Source organism: Microlunatus ginsengisoli (assembly GCF_039537205.1).
GTDB classification, from domain to species: Bacteria; Actinomycetota; Actinomycetes; order Propionibacteriales; family Propionibacteriaceae; genus Microlunatus; species Microlunatus ginsengisoli.
Genome location: NZ_BAABAB010000017.1, coordinates 234,960 through 256,251, shown reverse-complemented (window position 1 = coordinate 256,251; position 21,292 = coordinate 234,960). Strand labels below are relative to the sequence as shown.

The 21,292-nt window shown below is 74.4% G+C and carries 8 protein-coding genes; 2 read left to right on the top strand and 6 right to left on the bottom strand.

Annotated elements, in window-relative coordinates:
• Positions 1-26 precede the first annotated feature (26 nt).
• The gene (locus tag ABD747_RS13610; RefSeq protein WP_344805356.1) at positions 27-812 is read left to right on the top strand and encodes a putative ABC transporter permease; all 786 of its coding nucleotides are present in this window, start codon (positions 27-29) and stop codon (positions 810-812) included.
• Positions 809-2,098 carry an AI-2E family transporter gene (locus ABD747_RS13605; protein ID WP_344805354.1) on the top strand — a complete coding sequence of 430 codons (1,290 nt, stop codon included), beginning with the start codon at positions 809-811 and terminating at the stop codon, positions 2,096-2,098. The genes ABD747_RS13610 and ABD747_RS13605 overlap by 4 nt, the downstream gene beginning before the upstream one ends.
• On the opposite strand, the gene ABD747_RS13600 is transcribed toward ABD747_RS13605, so the two are convergent.
• The 6 genes from ABD747_RS13600 to ABD747_RS13575 all read right to left on the bottom strand — a co-directional run bounded on the left by ABD747_RS13600 (position 2,015) and on the right by ABD747_RS13575 (position 21,120).
• On the bottom strand, positions 2,015-2,605 hold the full coding sequence (locus tag ABD747_RS13600; RefSeq protein ID WP_344805351.1) for a histidine phosphatase family protein: 591 nt from the start codon (positions 2,603-2,605) through the stop codon (positions 2,015-2,017). The genes ABD747_RS13605 and ABD747_RS13600 overlap by 84 nt on opposite strands.
• On the bottom strand, positions 2,605-3,333 hold the full coding sequence (locus tag ABD747_RS13595) for an ion channel (protein WP_344805349.1): 729 nt from the start codon (positions 3,331-3,333) through the stop codon (positions 2,605-2,607). The genes ABD747_RS13600 and ABD747_RS13595 overlap by 1 nt, the downstream gene beginning before the upstream one ends.
• A gap of 335 nt (positions 3,334-3,668) precedes the next feature.
• Positions 3,669-6,005: a hypothetical protein gene (locus ABD747_RS13590; RefSeq protein ID WP_344805347.1), complete on the bottom strand. Its 2,337-nt coding sequence runs from the start codon at positions 6,003-6,005 to the stop codon at positions 3,669-3,671.
• A 46-nt stretch (positions 6,006-6,051) separates the two neighbouring features.
• Positions 6,052-9,390, bottom strand: a complete 3,339-nt coding sequence (locus tag ABD747_RS13585) for a DUF3892 domain-containing protein (protein WP_344805345.1) — start codon at positions 9,388-9,390, stop codon at positions 6,052-6,054.
• A complete protein-coding gene (locus tag ABD747_RS13580) occupies positions 9,387-11,396 on the bottom strand; it encodes a hypothetical protein (RefSeq protein WP_344805343.1) in 2,010 nt (669 codons plus the stop codon). The genes ABD747_RS13585 and ABD747_RS13580 overlap by 4 nt, the downstream gene beginning before the upstream one ends.
• Positions 11,389-21,120, bottom strand: a complete 9,732-nt coding sequence (locus ABD747_RS13575; protein ID WP_344805341.1) for a DUF6603 domain-containing protein — start codon at positions 21,118-21,120, stop codon at positions 11,389-11,391. Before ABD747_RS13575 ends, ABD747_RS13580 begins: the two co-directional genes overlap by 8 nt.
• Positions 21,121-21,292: the final 172 nt, after the last annotated feature.

Here is a 21,292-nt window from a genome sequence, read left to right as displayed (position 1 = left end):
GAACCACCGAGCGTGAGGAGCGCGCCTTGTTCTCCGCCAGCGTGCTCGGCGTGCCGCTGTACGACGTGTTGTGGGGGTTCTACGTCTTCTGCGTGCTCGGCGTGATCGTCGAGATGGTGTTCTGCCTGGCCAAGGAGGGCGTGCTGGAGTCCCGGGTGGGGCTGCTGTACCTGCCACTCAGTCCGATCTACGGCTTCGGTGGCGTGGCGATCGGGCTGTTCCTCTACCGCTACCTCGACCAGCCGGTGATCATGTTCTTCGTCGGCATCCTGGTCGGCACCGTGTTGGAGTACGTCGCCAGCCTGGTGATGGAAAAGGCGTTCCACACCGTGTTCTGGGACTACAGCGACAAGCCGCTGAACCTGCACGGCCGGGTCTGCGCGCAGTACTCCATCTATTGGGGATTCCTGTCGCTGTTGCTGCTGTACGTGATCGTGCCGCCGACCGCGCGGCTGATCGACGCGATCGATCCGGCGGTCGGCGCGCCGCTGCTGGTCGTACTGCTCGTGCTGACCCTGCTCTCCACCGTGCTGACCCTCGGGTCGTTCGGCCGGCTGGAGCGGCGGATCGAGCGGATCAGGGCCGGAGACCCGGCGGACTCGCCGAACTCCTGGGACCGGCTGCTGGAGCGGCTGGCACCGGACCACGTGGTGATCGACACGTTTCCGCGGATGAGCCTGGTGCTGGAATACCTGCAGCTCACCGGCGAGCAGCGCCGCTGGATCCGCGTCGATGCCCACTGGGGCCGCCCCTCCGAGCTCCACCGCCAGCACCGTCAGCTTGTCTCCGTCTACGAAGGGGATGCCCCGTGACCACTACCTCGAATCCCGGCGGGACCGTCGCCGCATCCGGTGCATCCGGTGCATCCGCCGCATCCGGTGTATCCGAAGCGGAGGCAGCGGAGACGTCGACCGTTGGCCCCGCGGCGCCGCCTCCGCCGCCGGCCGGGCTCGCCTCCGGACCGCAGCTGCCGGTAGCGATGACGGTGGTCGGCATCGCCGCCGCCGTGGTCTCACTGGCGGGCATCAAGGCCACCTCGGCGATCCTGGCGCCGGCCCTGCTGCCGCTGTTCCTGGTGATCACGTTCCGGCCGATCTCGACCGCGCTGCAGCGCCGCCGGGTGCCGCCGGTGATCACCATGATCGTGAACATGCTGCTGATCTACGGCGTGTTGATCTTCCTCGGCCTGTCGGTCTATCTGGCCATCACGCAGTTCGCCACGACGCTGATCCAGAATCCCGGCAAGTTCAACGACCTGATCGCGTCCGGCACCGCGGCGCTGCAAAGTGTCGGCATCACCAACGTCAGCACCAGCCAGATCGCGAGCCTGTTCTCCCCGTCACGGATCGCGTCGCTGGCGGGATCGGTGGTCAATGCCTCGACCGCGATCGCCGGCATGCTGGGCCTGATCTTCGCGCTGACCTTCTTCATGGCGCTCGACGCCGACAACTTCGCCAACCGGCTGCGGCTGGTCACCCGATTCCGGCCGCACACCGCAAGCGCCCTGGTCAATCTGGGGAAGTCCACCCGGAGCTACTTCGCCGTCGCCGCCATCTTCGGTGGCATCGTGGCGGTCGTCGACTGGATCCTGCTGGCCATCGTGGGCGTTCCGGACGCGTGGCTGTGGGCCATCCTGGCCTTCGTCACCAACTTCATCCCCAACATCGGATTCCTGATCGGCGTCATCCCGCCGGCCATCCTGGCCCTGGTCACCATGGACTGGCAGTCGGCGGTGATCGTGTTCGCCGGCTACTGCGTGATCAACGTGGTGATCCAGGTGCTGATCCAGCCGAAGGTCGTCGGCGACACCGTGCAGCTGAACACCACGCTGACCTTCATGGCACTGATCATCTGGACGTTCATCCTCGGTGGGTTGGGTGCGATCCTGGCCATCCCGATGACCCTGCTGGTCCGCGCCTTGTTCGTCGACTCGCGGCCGGAGCTGCGCTGGGTCCGGGTCCTGTTCAGCAGCCCGGACGGGCCCAAGAAACCGCAGAAGCCGGCCAAGGGCGACTCAGCCGAGCAGCAGCCGCCAGCCCCGGCCGGCCCCGATCCCGCCGGCCCCGCTCCCTCCGGTACCGGCTCGACCGGCAGCTGAGAGCTCGAACCGGCCGCCGAACCGGACGTCGAGCCGGAACGCGAGCGCCGGCGTACCGCCGATCGCGTGCAGAGCGAGCAACCTGGCCACCGCCGGCGACACCACGACCGCGGTCCGGCCCTCGGGCCAGTCCATGTCGTCGACCGCGGCGCCGACCCGCACCGCGGTTCGGGAGAGCGACTCTCCCCCGTGCGGGGCTGCGTCGGGGTCCGTGAGCCAGCTGCGGAGTCCATCCGGATCCTGCCGGGCGATCGTGGACAGCGTGCTGCCGGTCCAGCGACCCAGGTCCGGACCGGCGAGCTCCGGGATGACGTGAGCCTCTTCGCCCCTGGCGAGCAGCAGCGCGGTCTCCCCGCACGCCGTCTCCGGTCCACACACCCAGCGCTGAAACCGACCCTCGACCGGTCCGACCGTCACGCCGGCGGCCAGCGGCGACCGATCGCCGAAGACCGGATCGCCGGCCGACCCGGCACGGCCGTGCGCGATCACCAGCAGTCGCTGCGCCATCACTCGTCCGTGCCGGCGTCGCCGGCCTCCGCCTGCCGCCGGGCGACCTGGCGCGACAGGGTGAGGCCGACCAGCCGGGAGACGAACAGTGCGACGTAGCCCAGTCCGGCCAGTTGCTCGATCATCACCACCGAGCGCGCCTGGGTGGTTACCGGCGCGATGTCGGAGATGCCGGTGCTGGACAGGTTGGTGAAGCTGAGGAACAGCAGCTCGCTCCAGCTGCGCTGCGGCAGCGGGCTGAACGGGGTCAGGAAGCAGCCCGGTTGGAGCGTCTGGACCATCACGAACAGGTACGCGAAGCCCCAGGCCACCAGCGTGAACGTAGCGCCGACCGCGAACAGCTCGTCGGTGGTGATCCGGGCGTCGGCCAGCATGTAGATCATCAGGTTCACTGCCGCCCAGAAGTAGAACAGGGCGTGGCAGATCGCGGCGATCAGCTGCAGCGTCACGGACGGGTGGATCGCGTCCGCGATCGACAACGCGGAGCCGGTGATGGCCAGCGCGACGGCGATCGAGGTCGGTGTCGGCGACGGCCTGACCACCCAGATCGCCAGCGCGAGCACCGTGACCCCGAAGGCTTCGAAAACCACCCGGCCGGCGGAGTTGCCCTCGGTGTAGGGATAGATCAGCACGCCCAGCAACTGCACCAGGAGCAAGATCGCGGACGGGTGCCGGACCAGCATCGGCGGCGGCCGATGGCGCGGCCGCGCGAGGCCCAGCCCGCTCACGCTGTGACCCTAACCGCCCACACGGCCCGACCGGCTCCGGCTCGCCGCGCCCGTACGGCCGGCCGGCATGCCGGCTCACTCCGCACCCCGGAAGGCGACTCCGCACCCTGCGCGCAGGGCGCGGCGTGCACCTCCGCGGTGCGGAGTAGCCAGGCGAGAGCTGGGCGGGGTGCGGAGTCGCCAGGCGAGAGCTGGGCGGGGTGCGGAGTCGCCAGGCGAGAGCTGGGCGGGGTGCGGAGTCGCCAGCGTGAGGCTAGGCGGGGTGCGGAGTCGCCACGCGCGAGCTGGCCGGCGGGCGGGCGTACGCGGCGACCCGGGCCGACCCGAAGCTGCTGTCAGGGCCAGTCGACCGGCGCCGTGACCGAGATCAGTGGCGTGGCCGGAATCTCGGCGTCGCGGAGGAGCTTGGCGAGGGCCGGGTCGACGGCGGGCGAGGTGAGCGAGGAAGCGGTGCCGAACAGGCCGACCAGCAGACGTACGCGTTCGTGAGCGACGTCGATCTCCGCGCCACGCCGGTTGTCGACGTGGTCCAGCTGGCGCTTCTTGTTCCTGACCACCCAGATGTTGGTGCCGAAGTAGTGGCGCTCGGCCAGGAACGACGTCGCCAGGGTGTGGGCGAACAGGTCGTCCAGCGGCAGCCGGGCCACCGGCACACCCGCCACCACCGGCTGCTGCAGGGCACCAAGCGTCCGAAGCACGGCCCGGCGCATCGCCGCGCCGAGGTGGCCGGGGGTGTTGACCATCATGTCGACCACCAGGCCCAGCAGTCCCTCGGTCGCGAACAGCTCCAGCGGCTTGGCGATGCCGTTCGGCCCGGTGCCGGCCGGAATGGTGGGGAGCGCGAGCACCGGTTGCCACAGCGGCGTCTCCCCCACGCTGCGGACATAACCAGCCGCGCGGGCGATCCGGTGGAAGCCGGCCTCGGCCTGGGTCTGCCACAACTCGATGCCGTAGCGGGCCGCGACCGACCAGCGGGCAGCCATCAGGATCCCGCGCTTGCCGGTGTGCCAGGACTTGTCCGCGGCCTGCGACCAGTCGAACACGTTCGTCCGGACGTCCAGGATGGCCGCGTCGTTCATCTCGCCCGGTGCGATGTGCTGGACCGGGGCCGCGGCCGGGCTCAGGGTGTAGAAGCAGGACTTGTCGTCCAGATCGGCCGGCCCGGCGCCGGTCGCGCTGGGGGACCCGACCGAGGTGATCCCGGTCTCGATGCCGAGCGCACGCACCACGAGGTCGTAGTAGACCGGGCCGTTCCGCTTCAGCCGCTCGAACAGCACCGGCCCCTCCAGGGGCTGATGCATCGACCATTGCTGGTAGCCGAGCGAGCACATCCCCCGGTCGTACGACGCGCCGGCGTCGAGCTCGCCCTCGGCGGCCCCGATCGCGGTCAGGATCCGGCCGTACTGCTGCTGGGTGCGGGCCTTCTGGGCCGCGTTCGCACCGGGGATCACGGCCGGGTCCATCGGCGGCGTGACGCCGGTCCTGGGAATCAGGTACTGGCCGGTCTTGACCGTGCCGGCATAGCTCACCCCGAACAGGTTGGGGTTGTCCTTGGGATAGCCGACGCCGATGAAGTTGACCTGGCGGCCGTACGCCATCACCGGCATCGCGGTCTTCATCAGGGCCGCGGACGGCACCGGCAGTCCGGTGACGCCGAGGATCGGCGGCTCGAGCTCGCCGACCACGCCGGGCGCCCGCTGGGCCAGGTCGTCGACCGCGCCGAGGCCGAGCGCCGTCTTCAGGTCCGCCTGCGGAACAGCGCGGCCCCACCAGGTCCACAGCCGGCGGAACCAGGCGTGGCCCGCGCTGGTGTCACCGACCACCGCGCGCTCGGGCCCGGTCAGGTCCGCCCAGTACGCCGCCGCGAACGCCGCCACTGCGGCCGGGCGGTTCGCGGCGGGCCCGTTCGTGTCCAGGGCGATCGAGGTCTCCAGCAGCCGGAACAGCATGGCGTACGGGTTCCAGCGCGACTCGCCCGCCAGCCGGGTGCCCTCCGTGGCCGCGCTGAAGCCGGCTCCGCCGATCAACGTCGCCAGACCCGCGCGCACCGCCAGCGCCGCATCCAACGCCGCCGGCCCCTTGAACACGGCGGCACTGGTCGTCGCGTCGTAGCTGTGCAGCAACCGGGCCGCGTCCCGGACCGCCGTCAGCTCGGCCGAGGGGGCCGGCGCCACCTGGCCGATCGCGGCGGTGATCCGGTCGACGTCGACGTGCCAGGTGCGGACGTTGGCCGCATCGGTCGCCCAGACGGGCAGCGGGAACAGCGTGCCGACCGTCCAGTGTTTGTCGAGCTCGGCCGGGCTCAGCGCGACGGCGGCACCGAAGGTCAGCTCGGTGGCGATCCGGAACAGCGCGGCGGCGAGCACCTCGTCGTTGGCCGCCGCGACCGCGGTGGGCGCGGCCGGCGCGCCGACCGGGAACAGCAGCTCGCGGGCGCGTTTGGCGACGCCACGCGGCGTCGCCTGCGGCCCGACCAGCAGGTACGCCCTCGGCGCGGCCCGGAACACGGCGCGGGTCGGCGACGGCGAGGTCGCCACCGGGATCGGGCCGGCCGAGACGAAGCCGGCCGCGGTCGGCCAGAGCGCGGTCGCGTTCACCTCCGGCAGCCGGATGGCGCGGGCCTCCGCGTCGGCCAACTCGGCCAGCGCGCGGGCCATCCACGGCGTGATCACGGCACGGCCCGGCAGGTGAGATCGGATCGGCGCACGCCCGTCGTGGTCAGAGGCATCGCGGCAGCTCCTCCAGGTTGTTCACCGTCGTGTCGTCGGCGGGTGTGTGCAGGTATTTCCGGCCGCGGCGGGAGACGCCGACCCGGAGCGGCACGGTGTGGTCGGGGCCGGCGGTCCCCCGCACCACGAACGCGAACCGGCTCGACTCGACCATCTCCACGGCCTTGTCCATCGGCACCCGCCAGGGCGACCCGTCGGCGTTGGTGCCGCCGAGCCAGCCGATCGTGCCGTTCGACGCCCGGGTGATGCAGGTGACCTCGAAGTCGATCGTCTCCGCCGGCGGGTCGTCGATCAGGGTGACCCTGAGATAGCCGTCCTGGACGACCACCGGGGCGCCGGGCTCGGCCGTCGGCGGATCGGCCGACAGCGCGTCGGCGGCCCAGGGCACCCCGGGCGCGGTCCGGTGGAACCAGGTCCAGCTGCCGCGGATGCCGCCCGGAACGGGGAGTGCGATCGCCGCCGGATCACGCAGCACCCGGTCGAAGCCGAGGGTCGGGGTGAGCGCACGGAGCACCGGGTCGGTCCACTCCCGGGCCAGTTCCAGCCGCTTCTGCGGCAGCAGCCCGCTGACCACGGTGAAGTCGCCGCCCGGCACGGCCAGCACGACCACGGTCCGGGTGACCCCGGGGGTGAGCCAGAGCAGCGGATCCCCGAGCAGAGCCGGCGGTGCCGACGACCCGGCCCCGCTGCCGCTGCCGCTGCCGGACAGGCTCGCGCCCACCGCGGGATGGATCGGGCGCAGCACGGTCGGGTCGGCCTCGTCGTACCAGGCCAGGACGCCGTCGGTCAGCAGGCCGAGGCTGCCGAGCCGGACCGGGGTCAGCGTCGCCGCGTCGCTCGCGGCGCCCTGCGGGTCGTCGACGTCGACCCGCAGGGCCAGCCGGACCAGGGCGATCGGGTTGCCGAGCAGCAGGCCCAGCTGGCTGTCGCCGACCCGCGCGGTGACATCCACACTGGCCTGCGTGCTCGCCACCAGGTCCAGCAGGATCGCCAGCGCGCAGCTCCCCTCGTCGACCGTCGGGGCCAGCCGATCGGCCCCGGTCAGCAGCGCGGCGAACCCGGCCAGCACGCCCAACGGACCGGGACCCGCGACGCCGAGACCCGCGCTGTCCGGCGTCTCCTGGATCGTGGTCCGGGCCGACACCGGGTCGGGCCGCAGCTCCCCGCGGCTGGTCCCGTCCGGATCGACCAGCTCCGCGGCGGTGTCGATCCGGCTCGGCAACAGCAGGCCGGCCAGCGGACTGCGGCCCGGCGCCGCCTCCAGCGTCCCGCCCGGGATCGGCTGGAGGAACCGCGCGGCGAGCGTGGTCGGGGCGGTGAACCGCGGCCGGAGCCCGATCTGGTCGCCGACCCTCAGCTCCTCCGGCACCGCCGGCGGCGACGCCGGCCCGCCGCCGGCGACCAGCAGGTCCAGCACCTGTCCGAAGGTGTCTACCACGCGCAGCCGGGTCGGCGACCAGACGCCGGCGACATGGCCGGCGGCGACGTACACCTCGGCGTCGAGGACCGATTGCGGCGGGACGTCGACGATGCCGCGGGTGCCGACCCAGCTGCCGACCGGCACGCCACGGATCCGGTCGAGGAAGCCCTCCAGCGACGCGGCGACCGCGTCGGCGTACTGCACCTCGACAGCAGACGGCAGCTCCTGGCGCTGGGCGGCGGCGGCGATCAGGTCCGCCGGGGAGGGTGACAGCCAGCCGCTGCCGATCAGGCTGGCCGGGTTCAGCCCGTCCAGCCGGAAAGGCTCGGCCGGTTCGAAGTCGAGGTCGCCCAGCTGCCAGTGGGTCGGCCCGGTCGGGGTCGCGGTCCAGCCGACCTCCCAGTCGATCCGGAGCGGGTTCCACGGCTTGCTCGGCGGCGTGACGGCGATCGGGCACGGCAGCGTGCCCTGCCAGCCGGTGCCGGCCGGGGCGCTGTGCCAGTCCGCCGACCAGGTCGCCCACCAGGCCGCCCGGGCGGCGGCGTCCGGCGACGTCGCGCCGGGACCGGCCGTGGCCAGGCCGAGCACGCTGCCGGGGTCGAGGGCCGCGAGCTCGGCGATCAGGTCCGCCACCTCGTCCGGTACGTCGGCGGCGAGGGTCAGCGCCGCCAGCACAGACGGACCGGGCACGGTCACGGTGTCGCCGGTGATCCGGCAGCCGAGCAGGCCGGACGGGTCGTAGCGACCGTCACCGCCGTGCCGGAGGGTGCGGCCCACCCCGGCGAGCGCGATCACCGGGTCGCCGGGACGCCAGGAACGGGGCGTCGGATAGGTCACCTCGGTCAGCTGGCCCGCCGGGGTGGCCGGCGCGACCCCCTGGGCCGGCGCCGCCTCGGTATAGACCGCGCTGGAGATGCCGTCCTCGGACGCGGTGGCGACGAACCTGGATTGGTGCCGGGCGAGATCGAGCCGGGTCGGGCCGTCGGCCTGGCTCAACTGGTGCTCGCCCCCGCTGAGCACGATCTCGCTGGCGGTGGAGGTGGACTGCGGCACGTCGCCGTCCAGCAGCGCGGCGGTCGCGGCCAGCAGCGTGTCGGCGATGCCGGCGGTGACGTCGGCGGGATCGGGGCGGCCGCCGGTCTCGACGGAGAGAAGTCCGCCGCCGTCTCCGGGCCAGCCCGGGTCCGGCCAGCCGATCGCGAGCGCGCTGCCGTGGTAGATCGAGCCGACCGGGGCGGCGGCCCCGGCCGGCATGCTGGCGGACCAGCCGAGCCGGGCCAGCACGTCCAGGAACCAGGTCGGGGTGGCCGGAGTGCCGGGGTCGGGCTGCAGCGGGTCGAACCGGGTGTGGGTGTACCAGCCGATGACGACGTACGCGAGCGGTCCGGTCACGCCCGGATCATCGACCGGGTCGTGGAAGGCGAGCCGGCCAAGAGTGGCGTCGTAGCTGAGCGCCCAGGCCGGGTGCGGGCCGTCGGCGCCGCGGCCACGGACGGTCACCGGGGTCGGCGCGGCGCCGATCGGTTGCGGCTGCTGCTCGCCGCCGGCCAGCACGGCCGGCGGATCGGCATGGATGTTCGGCAGCATCCAGGTGGTCGCCCGGCGGGGGGTCCCGGCCTGCGCCAGACCGTCCAGCCGGACCACGAGCCAGCGGCACGGCAGTGCCGGGAAGTCACCGTCGCTGTCGGCCCGGGCCAGCGCGTCGGGCACCGCCCAGTGCAGATGGACGCCGACCTCACGGGGTGCGGCCAGATCGGCGAACGGGGTGGCCGCGAGCGGTTGGCGGACCGGGCCACCGCTGCTCGGCCGGGCCGGGACGGTCCAGGTCGTGTCGGCCGGGGCGCTCGGGTTGTCGGCCGGGCGGACGACGAGCGCGTCCAGGCCGATCGGCACCAGCAGCCGGCTCACCGGACGACCCCGCGCTGATAGCGCTGCCGGACCGGCGCGGCGAGCAGCTGGAGGGCGAGACCGCCGGAGCTGGTGCGGGGATCCGGCAGCCCGGCCAGCCCGGCCGCGGCGATCGCGGTCTGCAGGCCGGCGGCCAGGGCCGTCAGGTCCACGATGCCGTCGGCCGGGTCGCCGCGGAACGGCACCGGTACGTCCACGGGGACGTTCGCGACCTCGTACAGGGTGGCGTCGCCGGCCCGCAACCTGACCACCGGGGGGCCACCCGGCTCTCGGCTGACGCCGAGCCGGACCGACCCGTGCGGCTCGTCGATCACGACCAGGTCCGGCACCCGCTCGAAGACGGCCAGCAGCGAGCTCGGGGTGAGCCGCTCGGCCCGGAGCAGCGTCACCGGGGTAGCGCCGTGCCGCGGGTCGTCCGGGTCGTCCTCGGGCCCGAGGGATCCGGTCCAGGCTCGGACGGCCAGGGTCGGGTAGTCCGAGACCAGCGACGAGCGGAACATCAGCCCGGTGAGCGGAACCGGCTGGGGCAGGAGCTGCTCCAGCAGCCCGTCCAGCTCGGCGTCGGGAATCGGCCGCGGGGTCCCGGCGGCCAGCAGCCCCCGCTGCAGCGCCCGGACCCAGGCGCGGTCGATGACGAAGAACTGCAGGCTCTCGGCCGGAAGCAGCGCGGGGTGCGGGGCGAGAAAGGCAAGCGGCACGCCCAGCAGCCGGCCGGCCGCCTGGAGCGCCGACACGACGTACTCCGACGGCATGGCGGCCGCCGCCGCCTGGACGACGCCTCGGCTCCGGCCCCCCGACCGTCCGCGGAAACTGGGCAGAAGCCGCAACTTTTCGGGGTCGGAACCTGCGGCTTGTGACCAGTTTCCGGAAGGAGTGGGGGCGGAGGTGGAGCCGAACCGGCCGGCGACCGGCAGCCGGGCTTCCTGCCAGCGATCCAGGGCCGCGAGCCGCAGCGACTCGGCGTCGATCCCGGCCGGCCCGGCGCGGCGACCATCGAGTACGCCGCCGGCGAGGGTGTGCTGCTGCGCCGCCCGGACGCCTTGTGCCTGCTGTTGCCGGTGCCAGCCGGCCAGCTCGCCCAGCAGCCGAGGATCGGCGATGGCGAGCAGCCGGCCGAGTTCTCCGGCGCTGATCTCGGTCACGTCCGGCGGGGCGTCGGCGGCCGGGGCTGCGCCGCCGATCGTCGCCGAGGCCACCAGCGGGGGCCGGTAGCGGACCGGCGCGGTCCGGCCGGACCGGTCCGCCCAGTCGAGGGCGACCGCGCCGGTGGCGTCGGTCGGGATGCTGGCTCGCGTCGGGTCGCCGAAGCGGGTCGGCTCGATCGCCGCGATCCGGGCGCCGAAGCCGCCACCCTCCCCGGTGATCGTGTACGTCGCGCTCCAGACCGCGGCCAGTCCCAGCGTGGGTGCGTTGCCGGCCAGGTCGGCCCGGTCGTCCAGCGCCACCAGGGTCAGCCGCCACCGGCCCGGCGCCCGGGCCAGCCGGTTCGCGACCACGACGGCCTGCCAGCCGTCGTCGTCTCCGGAATCGCTCGGACTGGACTCGCGCACGTGCGCCAGCCGGGTGACCTCGTCCGGCCGGGGTAGCAGCCGGGTCTGGGTGGCGAGGTCGACCGCACGGAGCGTGCCGGCCGGTCCCTCGCCGGCACCGCCGGCCGGCGGGACCAGGGTGGCCTCCGGGGTGCCGTCGTCGCGGGTCAGCACCAGGGCCAGCCACGGCGTGCCGGCGATGCCGAACCCGGCCCGCTCCCAGGGCAGCGTCCGGCGCTCCAGCACGACGAACGGCAGGTCGTCGGTGAAGTCGCCGGTCGAACCCGACGGCGGGTAGCAGCGGATCCGCGCCGCTTCGGGGGCCGGGCCGCCGACCAGCACGTCGAACGTCTGCGGTCCGGGCGGGGCCGCGTTCAGCGCGCCGGGGAGCGCGGTCTCGACCCGGAGCCGGTAGCGCCCGTCGGCCAGCACGGGCACCACCGCGTCGTGGAACTGGAGCCGGCCGGGATCAACCATCGGTCGCCTCCGGCGCGCTCGCCGGGCTGAACCGTACGGTGGCGGCCCCGGACGCAGCGGCCCGCCGAGGCCGCGGTCCCGGGGCGGCCGGCGGATCGAACAATGACCGCCACGGTGACTCGGCGAACGCGGCCAGCCAGGCGTCCGCGCCTTCGGGGCCGGCGGGACCGGCGACCACGCCGGCGCAGGACCACCCCTCGCCGGTGGTCACCGTGAGATGGAGGGTCGGCCCGGTCTGCTCGACGACGGAGAAAACCAGGTGACGCCGGCCGGCGTCGGCGCCACCGGTCGTACCGGCGCCAGTCAGCGCACCTCCGGCGACCACGACCTCGATGTCGGCCGGGTCGGCGTCGATGGAGAGTGCGTCGCAGGCGACCACGACGGTCCAGCCGGGTTGCGCGGCCAGCCGGGTGGTACACGACTCCCGGTCGCGGACGAGGGCGTGCGCCGCGACCCCGTCGGCGTCGGTGTCGGTGGGACCGAGGGCGGCCGGCCGCCGCAACTGGACCACCGCACCGTCGGCGAGGTACGTCCACGGCGTGACCGGGCGCAACAGGGTGGTCAGGTCCCAGCCGATCGGCCGATCCGGCTCGCCGGCCCGTTCGATGATCACGGCGGCGGCGGGGTCGGGCACGTCGACGGGCCCCTCGGCGGTGACGTCGCTCAACACGTCGCCCATGAGGTTGACGGCGAGCACCCGGGCCCGGCCGCGGACGTCCAGCCGGGGGCTCGGCAGATGGTGGGCCAGGTCGAACAGGCAGGTCTCGGCCGGCCGCAACGCGAGCGGGCGCCAGCCCGGCCCGGTGGCGCGGGCCGTCGACCAGCGCAGGATCGGTCGGGGCGATTCCGGTCGTACGGCTTCGCCGGCCTCCCCTCCGGTCGCGCCGCCCACCACGCCGGCGTCGCCCTCTCCCGCAGCCCCGTCGCCCACTTCGCGCGCGTCCGCACCCTCTCCCGCAGCCCCGTCGCCCACTTCGCGCGTCGAATCGCTACTTCGCTCGCCGTCGACGGCGCGCGAAGTCGCGCCAAGACGCGCGAAGTCGATGGATCGGGCGGGCACGACGTCGGCCCGCCGCGGACCGGCGTGCGGCACCGGCTCGTCCAGCGGCAGCCCCCACGGCTCCACGTCGTCCACCACCGCCCCGACCGCGAGCGGCCCGAGCTGGGAGCTGGCGCGCACCACCGGCGTGGCGGTCAGTGCGATCCCGGCCGGCACCTGGCGCATGTCGCCGCCGGTCAGCGACGACGGGCTCGGCGGGGAGACCGTGCCCGGCTGCGGCGCGCCGGCCCACAGCGCCGAGGCAACCGGCTGAGTGGTCGAGGTGACGCCGAGCGCGGCCAGGGTCGCCGCCGGCAGGGCCTGCTCGTTGCCCGCGGCGTCGACCACGACCAGGCCGACCGTCAGGGTGGGGTCGAGCGCCGGCGACGGGCCCATCGGCACCGCGTAGAGCGGTGTCGGCTCGACCACCGAGAAGGGGCCGAACTGCACCCGGCGGCAGGGCAGCTTCGCGCTCACGTCCAGGCCGAACTCCGGCAGCGCACGGAACGGGTGGTCGAAGGTGCCGTCCGGCTCGTCGGATTCGCCGGCCGCGGCCGGACCGACCGGGACGCGCACGACGTACGGCTTGCCGGCACTGTCGACATAGGAGCTGAAGAAGTCGGCGAAGTCCAGGAACGCCGGCGGCAGCTCCTTGGTGCCGAACTCGAAGTCGAAGCCCCACATGAAGTCGACGTGCACGGTGCCGTAGACCGGCGGCAGCCGCAGATACACCTTGGCCGACAGGTCGAAGCCGAAGCCGAACGCCTTGCCGGTGATCCGGATGCCTATCTGGAACTCGAACCGGGCCGGGTGGAACCAGACGATGGCGTCGACGTACAGCTCGAGCGAGCCGTGGCCCCAGCCGCCTTTGGCGCTCACCTCGAGGCTGCCGCCGGTCATCATCGCCTCGGGCGTGACCGCGAAGTAGGTGCCGCCCTTGATCACGATGCTGTCGCTGAACCGCCACTCGAAGCCGACCTGCGGCACCTGCGGGAAGTAGTCGGGCGCGGGATAGAGCGGGCCGTAGCCGCCGACCGTGAGCACCACCTGCGGCCGGGCGAACCAGACCACGAACGCGAAACCGCCGGTCAGCCGGCAGTCGGTGGAGAACAGCCACGAGTTCGCGGTCAGCTGGGCCTGCACCGAGAACACCTGGTCGACGCTGGAATAGCGCGCCCGCAGCCCGAGCTCGACGCTGATCAGCGGGCTGTCCGCGGTCGGCAGCGCGGCCCGCATCAGCCCGAGCAGGCCGATCTCGAAGCCCTGCGGGTTGAACGCGACATAGACCAGCGCGCGGGTGTGCAGCAGCTCGAACGTGCTGAAGGTGATCCCGGCCGCGATCCAGTACGCGCCGTCGCGCGGCGGCAGCGACGGGCCCATGTTCGCCAGCACCTGGTCGGCCGGCACGGTCAGCTCGCCCATCACCGCGATCAGCGGGAAGCCGCCGATGGCGTCCACCGACGACGGCGGCAGGAAGTCGCGATTGACGCCGAAGCCGCCCGCCAGCCCGGTGATGAACAGGTACGGCGGCCCGCCGATCGGCGCGTTGATGGCGGCGAACACGAACAGCGAGGCGTACGTCGTCCCGTCCGGCCGCTTGACCTGGCTGTACGCCCCCAGGGCGGTCGCACCGAACCCGAACGCCTGCACCTGGAGCATGCCGCGGTAGTCCACCGCCGGCACCCCGTCGACGACGATGTCGGCCTTGAGCAGGCCGCCGGCGATGGTGATCGAGGCGGTGCTGAAATCGACGGACAGGCCGTCCAGGTCGACCTTCCAGGTGCTCGGCCGGGTCGCGAACCGCGGCGGGATGGAAAGCCCGAGACCCTGCACGGCCATGCTCAGCGGCCCGATCGCGAGGCCGCCGTCGACCAGTACACCGATGTAGCTGGTGTGCACCACCGCGTTGTCGACGGTGTAGTCGTCCTCGCCCGAACGCAGCCCGACCCGGTCGATGTGCAGCGGCCCGAACGTCCGCCCGACCTGGATCCACAGCGTCTCGCCCGGCTTGGTGCCCTTGAGGTCGATCCGGAGCTCGCTGCCGGTCCAGATCACGTCGAAGTCCAGGGGCGGGTTGATCGGCGCACCGTTGCGGTCCGCGTCGCCGAGCAGGCTGCCGGCGACCGGGTTGCTGCCACCACCGCCGGAGAGCGCGGGCAGGCCCAGCCCGCCGAGCCGGATCCCGCCGGACAGCGGATCGACGGTGAGGTGCCCGGTCGCCGGGTCGAGCGCGAACGACGTGCCGAGCCATGCCCCGACGTCGTCGATGGTGACGATGCTGGTCTGCACCAGGCCGCCGGTCCTGGTCAGCGCCGCACCGACCCCGTCCAGGGTGATCGCGGGCGACAGGTCCCAGCCGGAGTTCGCCAGGCCACCGCCCGGCCCGACCTTGCGCAGCACCGTGAGCACCAGGCCGTCCGGCGTCTGACCAGGAATGTTGCTGCCGACATCGGCGCCGCCGACCAGCAGCGACGGCTTCCACTCGTCGCCGCCCAGATCGACGGTTCCGGTGAGCGCGATCCCGATCCCGTCGGCGTCGACGGCGAGGTGCAGGTCCAGTCCCGGCGCGACCTGGATCGCGACCGCGGACGCGATGCTGCCGGCCGCGCCGATCAGCACCTCGACAGCGGACGGCAGCGGCGCGACCACGTGGTCGTCGGCGAGCAGGCCGGCGCCGGTCAGCAGGCTGCGCAGGGTCGGTGGCGTCGCCGGCGCGGCGACGTGGCCGAGTTCGGTGTCCAAGGCCGGGCCGACCAGCTGGACCAGCGCCTCCAGTCCGGGCACCACCAGCCAGCTGAGCGCGAACTGAACGATCGCGTCGGTGCTGAACGCGATCGCCGGCACGGGCGCCAGGGTGATCGAGGCATCGGTGGCCGGCAGGGCGTCGCCGAGCGGAAGCAGCACCACCGACAGGTCGCCCGCCGCCGACAGCGCCGCCCGCAGGCTCGGGCCGGGCACGATCCGGAGCGGGTCGGACAGATCCAGATCGACCTGGGCCGATCCGGAAACCTGGAGCTGGCCGGCGCTCAGCCGCCCGGTGGCACCGATGCCCAGGGTGACGGGACCGAGCACCACGTCCCCGACGGCAATTCCCGCGGTCGGGCCGGCCGGGTCGACGCTGATCGCGACCGTGATCCCCTGCGGGGCGCCCGGGATGCCGAGCGGGATGCCGAGCGCGACCCGGATGCCGCCCGCGTCCTGGGCGACGGCGACGGTGACGCTGCTGCCCGGCGTCAACGCGCCGGGCGCCGCGCCGGCCTGGACGCCGAACAGGTCCGCGACGAGCTCGACCAGGGCGGCCGCGATCTGGGGTGCCCTGGCGACCAGGGTCTGCGGCGACAGGTCCTCCAGCGCGACCGGTCCGTCGCCGAACCCGGTGCCGTAGATGCCGGCGGCGGTGGCGAGCTGGAGCACCCTGGTTCGGGCCGGACCGACGGGAAGCTCGTCGCGGAGCCGGTTCAGCACGGTCGGCAGCAGGCGCTCCGCCGCCTGCCCGGCCAGCGCGCCGATGCCGCTGAACGTCGGCACCAGCTCGATCGGGGCGCCGGGCTGCGGCAGCACCCGGACGGCCAGCCCGGCGGGAGCGCCGGGATCGCCGAGGACGATCTGGATCCCGAGCGAGGTCCAGGCATCCTGGACCGCCGCCGGCAGATCGACGGTGAGGGTGGCGGAGCCGACCGGCAGCACGGCCGGGAGGGCAGCGGCCGGGTTCGCCGGGCTCGGGGTCGCCGGGTCGGATCCAGCCGGGGCGGCGGGCGGGACCAGGACGACGCCGGCGGACAGGGCCAGGTGCAGCCCGACGGCCGGGGACCAGCCGGCGGCCGGGGTGGTGGCGACGAGCTGGGTGCCGGCGGCGGTGGCCGACGCGGCTAGCTCGAGCACGCCGTCGACGATGGGTACGGTCCCGGCCGCGGTCCGCGGGATGCCGAGCCAGTCGGCGACCGTCCCGACCAGCTCGGCGAGCTGGCCCGGGCGGCTCAGCCGGCGCACCAGTTCCTGCACCGGCCGATCGACCAGCGCGACCACGCCGGCCGGCGACACGTCGATGCCGAGCTGGGCCAGCAACAGGGACACGAACCCGGCGCCGAGGGCGGCGGGGACGTACGGCAGCAGGACGGCGGCCACCGACTCCGCCTCGGCCGGTGAGCCGACCGGCCAGACCCGGACCGGGGCGCGGTCGAGCAGGGTGACGGCAACGCCGGCGGCATCTCGTTCGATCGCGGCACCGGCGGTGGCAAGCCGCCAGGCGATCGTCGTCGCGGCGCCGGTCGAGCCGACCACGGTGAGGCCGAGGTGGGCGAGATCATCGAGGCCGGCCGAGCCGGCCAGCGCGATCCCGTCGCCGAGAGTGCGGACGGTCAGCCGCCAGCCACCGCCGCCCTGACCTTGCGCGGCCCGGTCCACGGTGACGCCGAGCGTCGGCGCGAGCGTACGCGTCCAGCGGCCGGTGCCCGCGGGTGCGGCCGGGTCGGCCGTCAGCCCGAGGAACGCCGACAGGGAGCCGGGGGCCGTCAGCCGACGTACGGCCTGGGCGGCGAGCCAGCCGGCGGTGTCGTCGAGCAGTTCGGCGACTGCGGCAGCGACGACGGTGTTGCCCGCGTCGAGTAACCCGAGGTCGTCGCGGAGCAGGCTCAGCAGAGCCCGGGCGTGGAGGTCGCCGGCGCGGGACTCGGCCGCGATCCGGCCGACCGCAGCGGCGAGCGCGTCGTCGAAGCCGGGGTCGCCCCGGCCGCAGCGAGCGGCGACGCTACCGCCCACCCGGACGTCGATCAGGGTCAGTTCGGCGGCCGCTTGCGCGCCGGCGTCCAGGTCGGCCCACCCGCCGATCTCGAGCCGCCGGACGACCGTCGCCGGGCCGGTCGAACCGGCGCCCGGCGGCGCGGCCAGCCAGCCGTCGCCGGTCGGGCCGCCGCCGACGGTGAGACGGAACCCGATCCGGACCGGGTCGCCGCCGGTGCCGGGAGCGGCGAGGGCGATCCGGCCCAGCCCGATCGTGACGTCGGCGGTCCCGGCCAGGGCGCCGGTGGCGGCCGGGAGCCCGAGCGGAGCGCGGACGCCCACCCTGAGCTCGGTCGCAGGGGAATCGTCTGGCGACAGGACGGCGACGAGGTCGGCGAGCGCGGCCAGCAGATCGGCCGGGGTCGTGACGTTCAGCGCGACCCGCGGCACCACCGGGGGCAGCCCGGCGAGCGCGGCGACGGTCGCCTCCGGCACCGCCGCCGCGAACTCGGAACTCAGCCGGCCGACCCCGGCCGGTCTCGCGGTGGTGGGCACGCTGACCCGGTCGACAGCCTCGCGCCAGGCAACGGTCAGGGCGCTCCACGGCCGGGCTCGGTCCGCGGCCGAGCGGCCGGTCTCGTCGGCGGCACCCGCGGACGCGGCTCCGAACAGGGTGTCGAGCACCCGGACCGCGTCCGCGACCTCCGCGTCGGCGAAGTCCGGACGCTGGTCGACCGCCGCCGGGTCCGCGACGGTCGGGGCGGCGACCGCCGCGAAGCCGGCGATACCGCCGGGGACCGCCGTCGCCTGCGCGGTGGCCCAGGTGGCGGACGGCGCGACGGTCGAGCCGACGGCGACGACCGCGACGGCCCGGCCGGTCGCGGCCGCAGCGACCCTGGTCAGCGCCTGGGACAGCGGCGGGTCGACCTCCGGGTGAGCCGGGTCGTTGCCGGTCGCGACCACCAGGTAGCCGTCGGCAGCGGTCAGCGTCGCCAGCGCTGCGGTCGGGTCGTGCCGGAGATCGAGCGCCGCCCAGCGCGGATCGCGCCCGGCGGCGACGTCCCGGTCGGCCAGCGCCTCCAGCAGCGGGGGCCAGCCGTCCAGTGGCCACCAGGCCGGTGCGACCGCCACCAGCACGGCGCCGGCGGCCAGCCACCCCTCCAGCGTGTCGACGAGCGTGGACGTCGCGTCGGCGTCGGCGAACGGTGCGCTCGCCACCGTCCCGGCGGCCTCGACCAGGGTGCCCCAGGCGGGATCGGGGATCAGCTGGGTCGCCGTCCACAACCCGTCGCCGGCGCCGACCCAGTCGGCGAGTCCGACGATGCCGTCGGCGATCGCGGCGACGTCGCGGCCGCGCAGGGTCGCCGCGCAGTCCGGGTCACGAGTCGCTGCCGTGGTCAGCAGCCGGACGACCTGATCGGCCGGGTCGTCGGGATCGGCCGGCGCGAAGCTCGTGACGTCGTCCGGCTCGTCGACATCGGCCTGGTCGGCGGTCTGGTCGCCGCTCTGATCCGGGAGATCGGGCGCGGGGGGCGACCCGGCGTCGGTCCAGGCGACCGCGACCACGTCCGGCGCGGATGGGTCCGGCACCCAGGCCCACGGGTCGGCCGCGATCCCGGAGCCTGCTGACGCCACGTCGCCGAGCACGGTCCCGACCAGGGCGGACAGGTCGAGCTCGGCGGGCGCGCCGGCGACCGCTCCGGTGACCAGCCGGGCCAGCACCGTCCGCCCGACGCCGGCCAGGTCGCCGAGCAGCGCGTCCAGGTCGGGCGCGTCGCCGCACACCTGCGGCACCGCGTCGGCGAGCGCGGTCAGCACCGGCGACCAGGCCGGCCCGGCCCAGTCCGCGAGGGTGCGGACCGCAAGGGCCAGCAGATCGCCGACCACCTCCGCGGGCACGCCGAGCGCCGACAACGGGTCGCCCGCGTCCGTTGCCCAGGGAAGCGTCAGGTCGCCCAGCGAGATCGGCGTCGCATCGGCCGCGGCCGGATCGACGTCGTCCGGGTCGGGCAGCTCGCCGTCGCCGACCGAGCCGCCGAGCTCCGGATCCGGCAACCGCAGCACCACGTCGCCCAGCACGAAGCTGATCCGACCGCCCGTGCCGGCCGTCCAGCCGCCGGTCAGCCGAGCCCCGGACGTACCCAGCGGGCCGGCGGTGACCGCCGGCGTGCGGACCGCGAACGTGATCGCGTCCAGCCCGCGGGCGCCTACCGACCCGGCGCCGAAGCCGACCCGCAGCACGTCGGCGGACAGCTCCAGGGCAGGCACCTGCGTTCCGGTGCCGTCGTCGACGCCGACCGCCGAGGCGACGTCCAACCCGACGGCCAACGTCGTCACGCCGGCGTCGGTGGTGGTGACCGCCCGCAGGCCGAGCGAGCCGATCGCCGTGTCGAGCAGCGCAATCCGCCAGCCACCGGGCCCCATCGGCTGCGCGGTCGCGCCGGCGACCCCGAGCAGGTCGGCGAGCGCCTCCAGCGGCTCGGCCCAACCGGCGCCCTGCAGCCGTGCCAGGTGGAAGGCGCGCAGCGCGCCCAGCGGATCGGTGGCCAGCTGACCGAGATCGATGGTCGGCAGCCCGGACGGTGACCGGAGGCCGATCAGCACCAGCAGGTCGTCGGCGAAACCGGTCGAGCCGATCAGGTCGTCCAGGGCGTTCGACAGCACCTGTCCGCCGGCCGAGGTGAGCGCCTGGGCGCTGCTCAGATCGAGCAGGTCGTAGTCCCGCCCGTCGATCCGTACGTCGGCCAGCAGCACCGTCGGCGACACCGCCCCGGCGGCGGCCGCCACCCCGACCGTGATCCGGCCCAGCCCGAAGCCGCCGGTCGGCGGCAGCAGCGGATCGCTGCTGCCGAGGGACGGCACGGTCAGCTCCGCGCGGGTACGCCCGAACCAGTCGGCGGGCGCCGCGCCGGCGAGCGGCAGCCGGACCAGGGTGGCCGCGGCGGTCAGGCTGGCGTCGAGCAGCTCGGGGACGTCGACCGCGACCCGGAGCCCGAGGTCCAGCACCGGGACACCGTCCGTACCGGGCTCGATCGCGACCTCGATCAGCAGCCGCACCTCGTCGTCCAGCAGCGGCAGCCGCCACGGGTTGGCCGGGGTCGGCGGGTCGGCCGGCAGGGCGGCGTCGATCCCGGCCAGCCCGGCGACGTGGGTCAGCCAGCCGCGCAGCCCCTCGGCCCCGCCGGCACACAGCCCGGCCAGCCACCGCCGCAGCGCGTCGGGCGACCGGCCCAGCTCGTCGAACGGCAGCACGGTCACGTCGGGAGCGAGCCCGAGCACCCCCGGCAGGTGGGTGATCACATCCTGCGCGGCGCCGCCCGCCGCGGCCCCGAGCGCCGCGGCCGCCAGGTTCAGCAACACGGTCAGGGTGTGGGTGAGATCGCCGTCGAACGCGTCCGAGCTGAGCTCCAACGGCGGCACCGGATTGCCGTCGATCACCAGCCCGGTCAGCCGCAGCCCGAACGAGCCGCCACCGCTGTGGACGATCGCCTCCGCCGCGAGCGTGGCGCCGTCGAACGTACAGATGCCCCGCAGCCGAAGCGGCCCGTCCGGAGTGCCGGTGATCGCCGTGACCGTCGAGCCGTCCGCCAGCACCAGCGGCACCTCGACCTCGACCCCGATCCCGTCGGCCGCGTCGATCACGACCCGGCCCAGCAGCACGACCGTCACCGCCGGCGCGTCGGCGCTGCCGGCCAGCCGAAGGCCCAGGTCGAGCCGGTTGGGGTCGAGATCGACCAGCGGGTACGCCCGCAGCTCCGGCGGTCCCTGCTCGCTCAGGGTCGGATCGGACTCGAACAGCGCATCCAGCGCGTCGATCAGGGCCCTGCGCCGGCGGGGATCGACCAGGGCGAGCCGGACGCTGTCCAGCGGATGCTCGAAGAACGCGCCGGACAGGTTGCCGTTCGAGTCGAACAGCCCCAGCGCGGTGCCGATGTCGTCGATCGCGGGCGCGACGGCGACGCTCACCGGCCGGACCCCGCTGCGGCCCGGCGCCCCGGCATCATCACCCGATCGCCCCTGCCCGGATCGGACGCACGGATGAGACACACCCGCCCGGCGTCACTCCCGGCTCGAAGTGAACTCCGCTGCCCGCGCGGCTGTCAACGAGAAACTCTCGTCGGGGCGAGAACCCTGATTC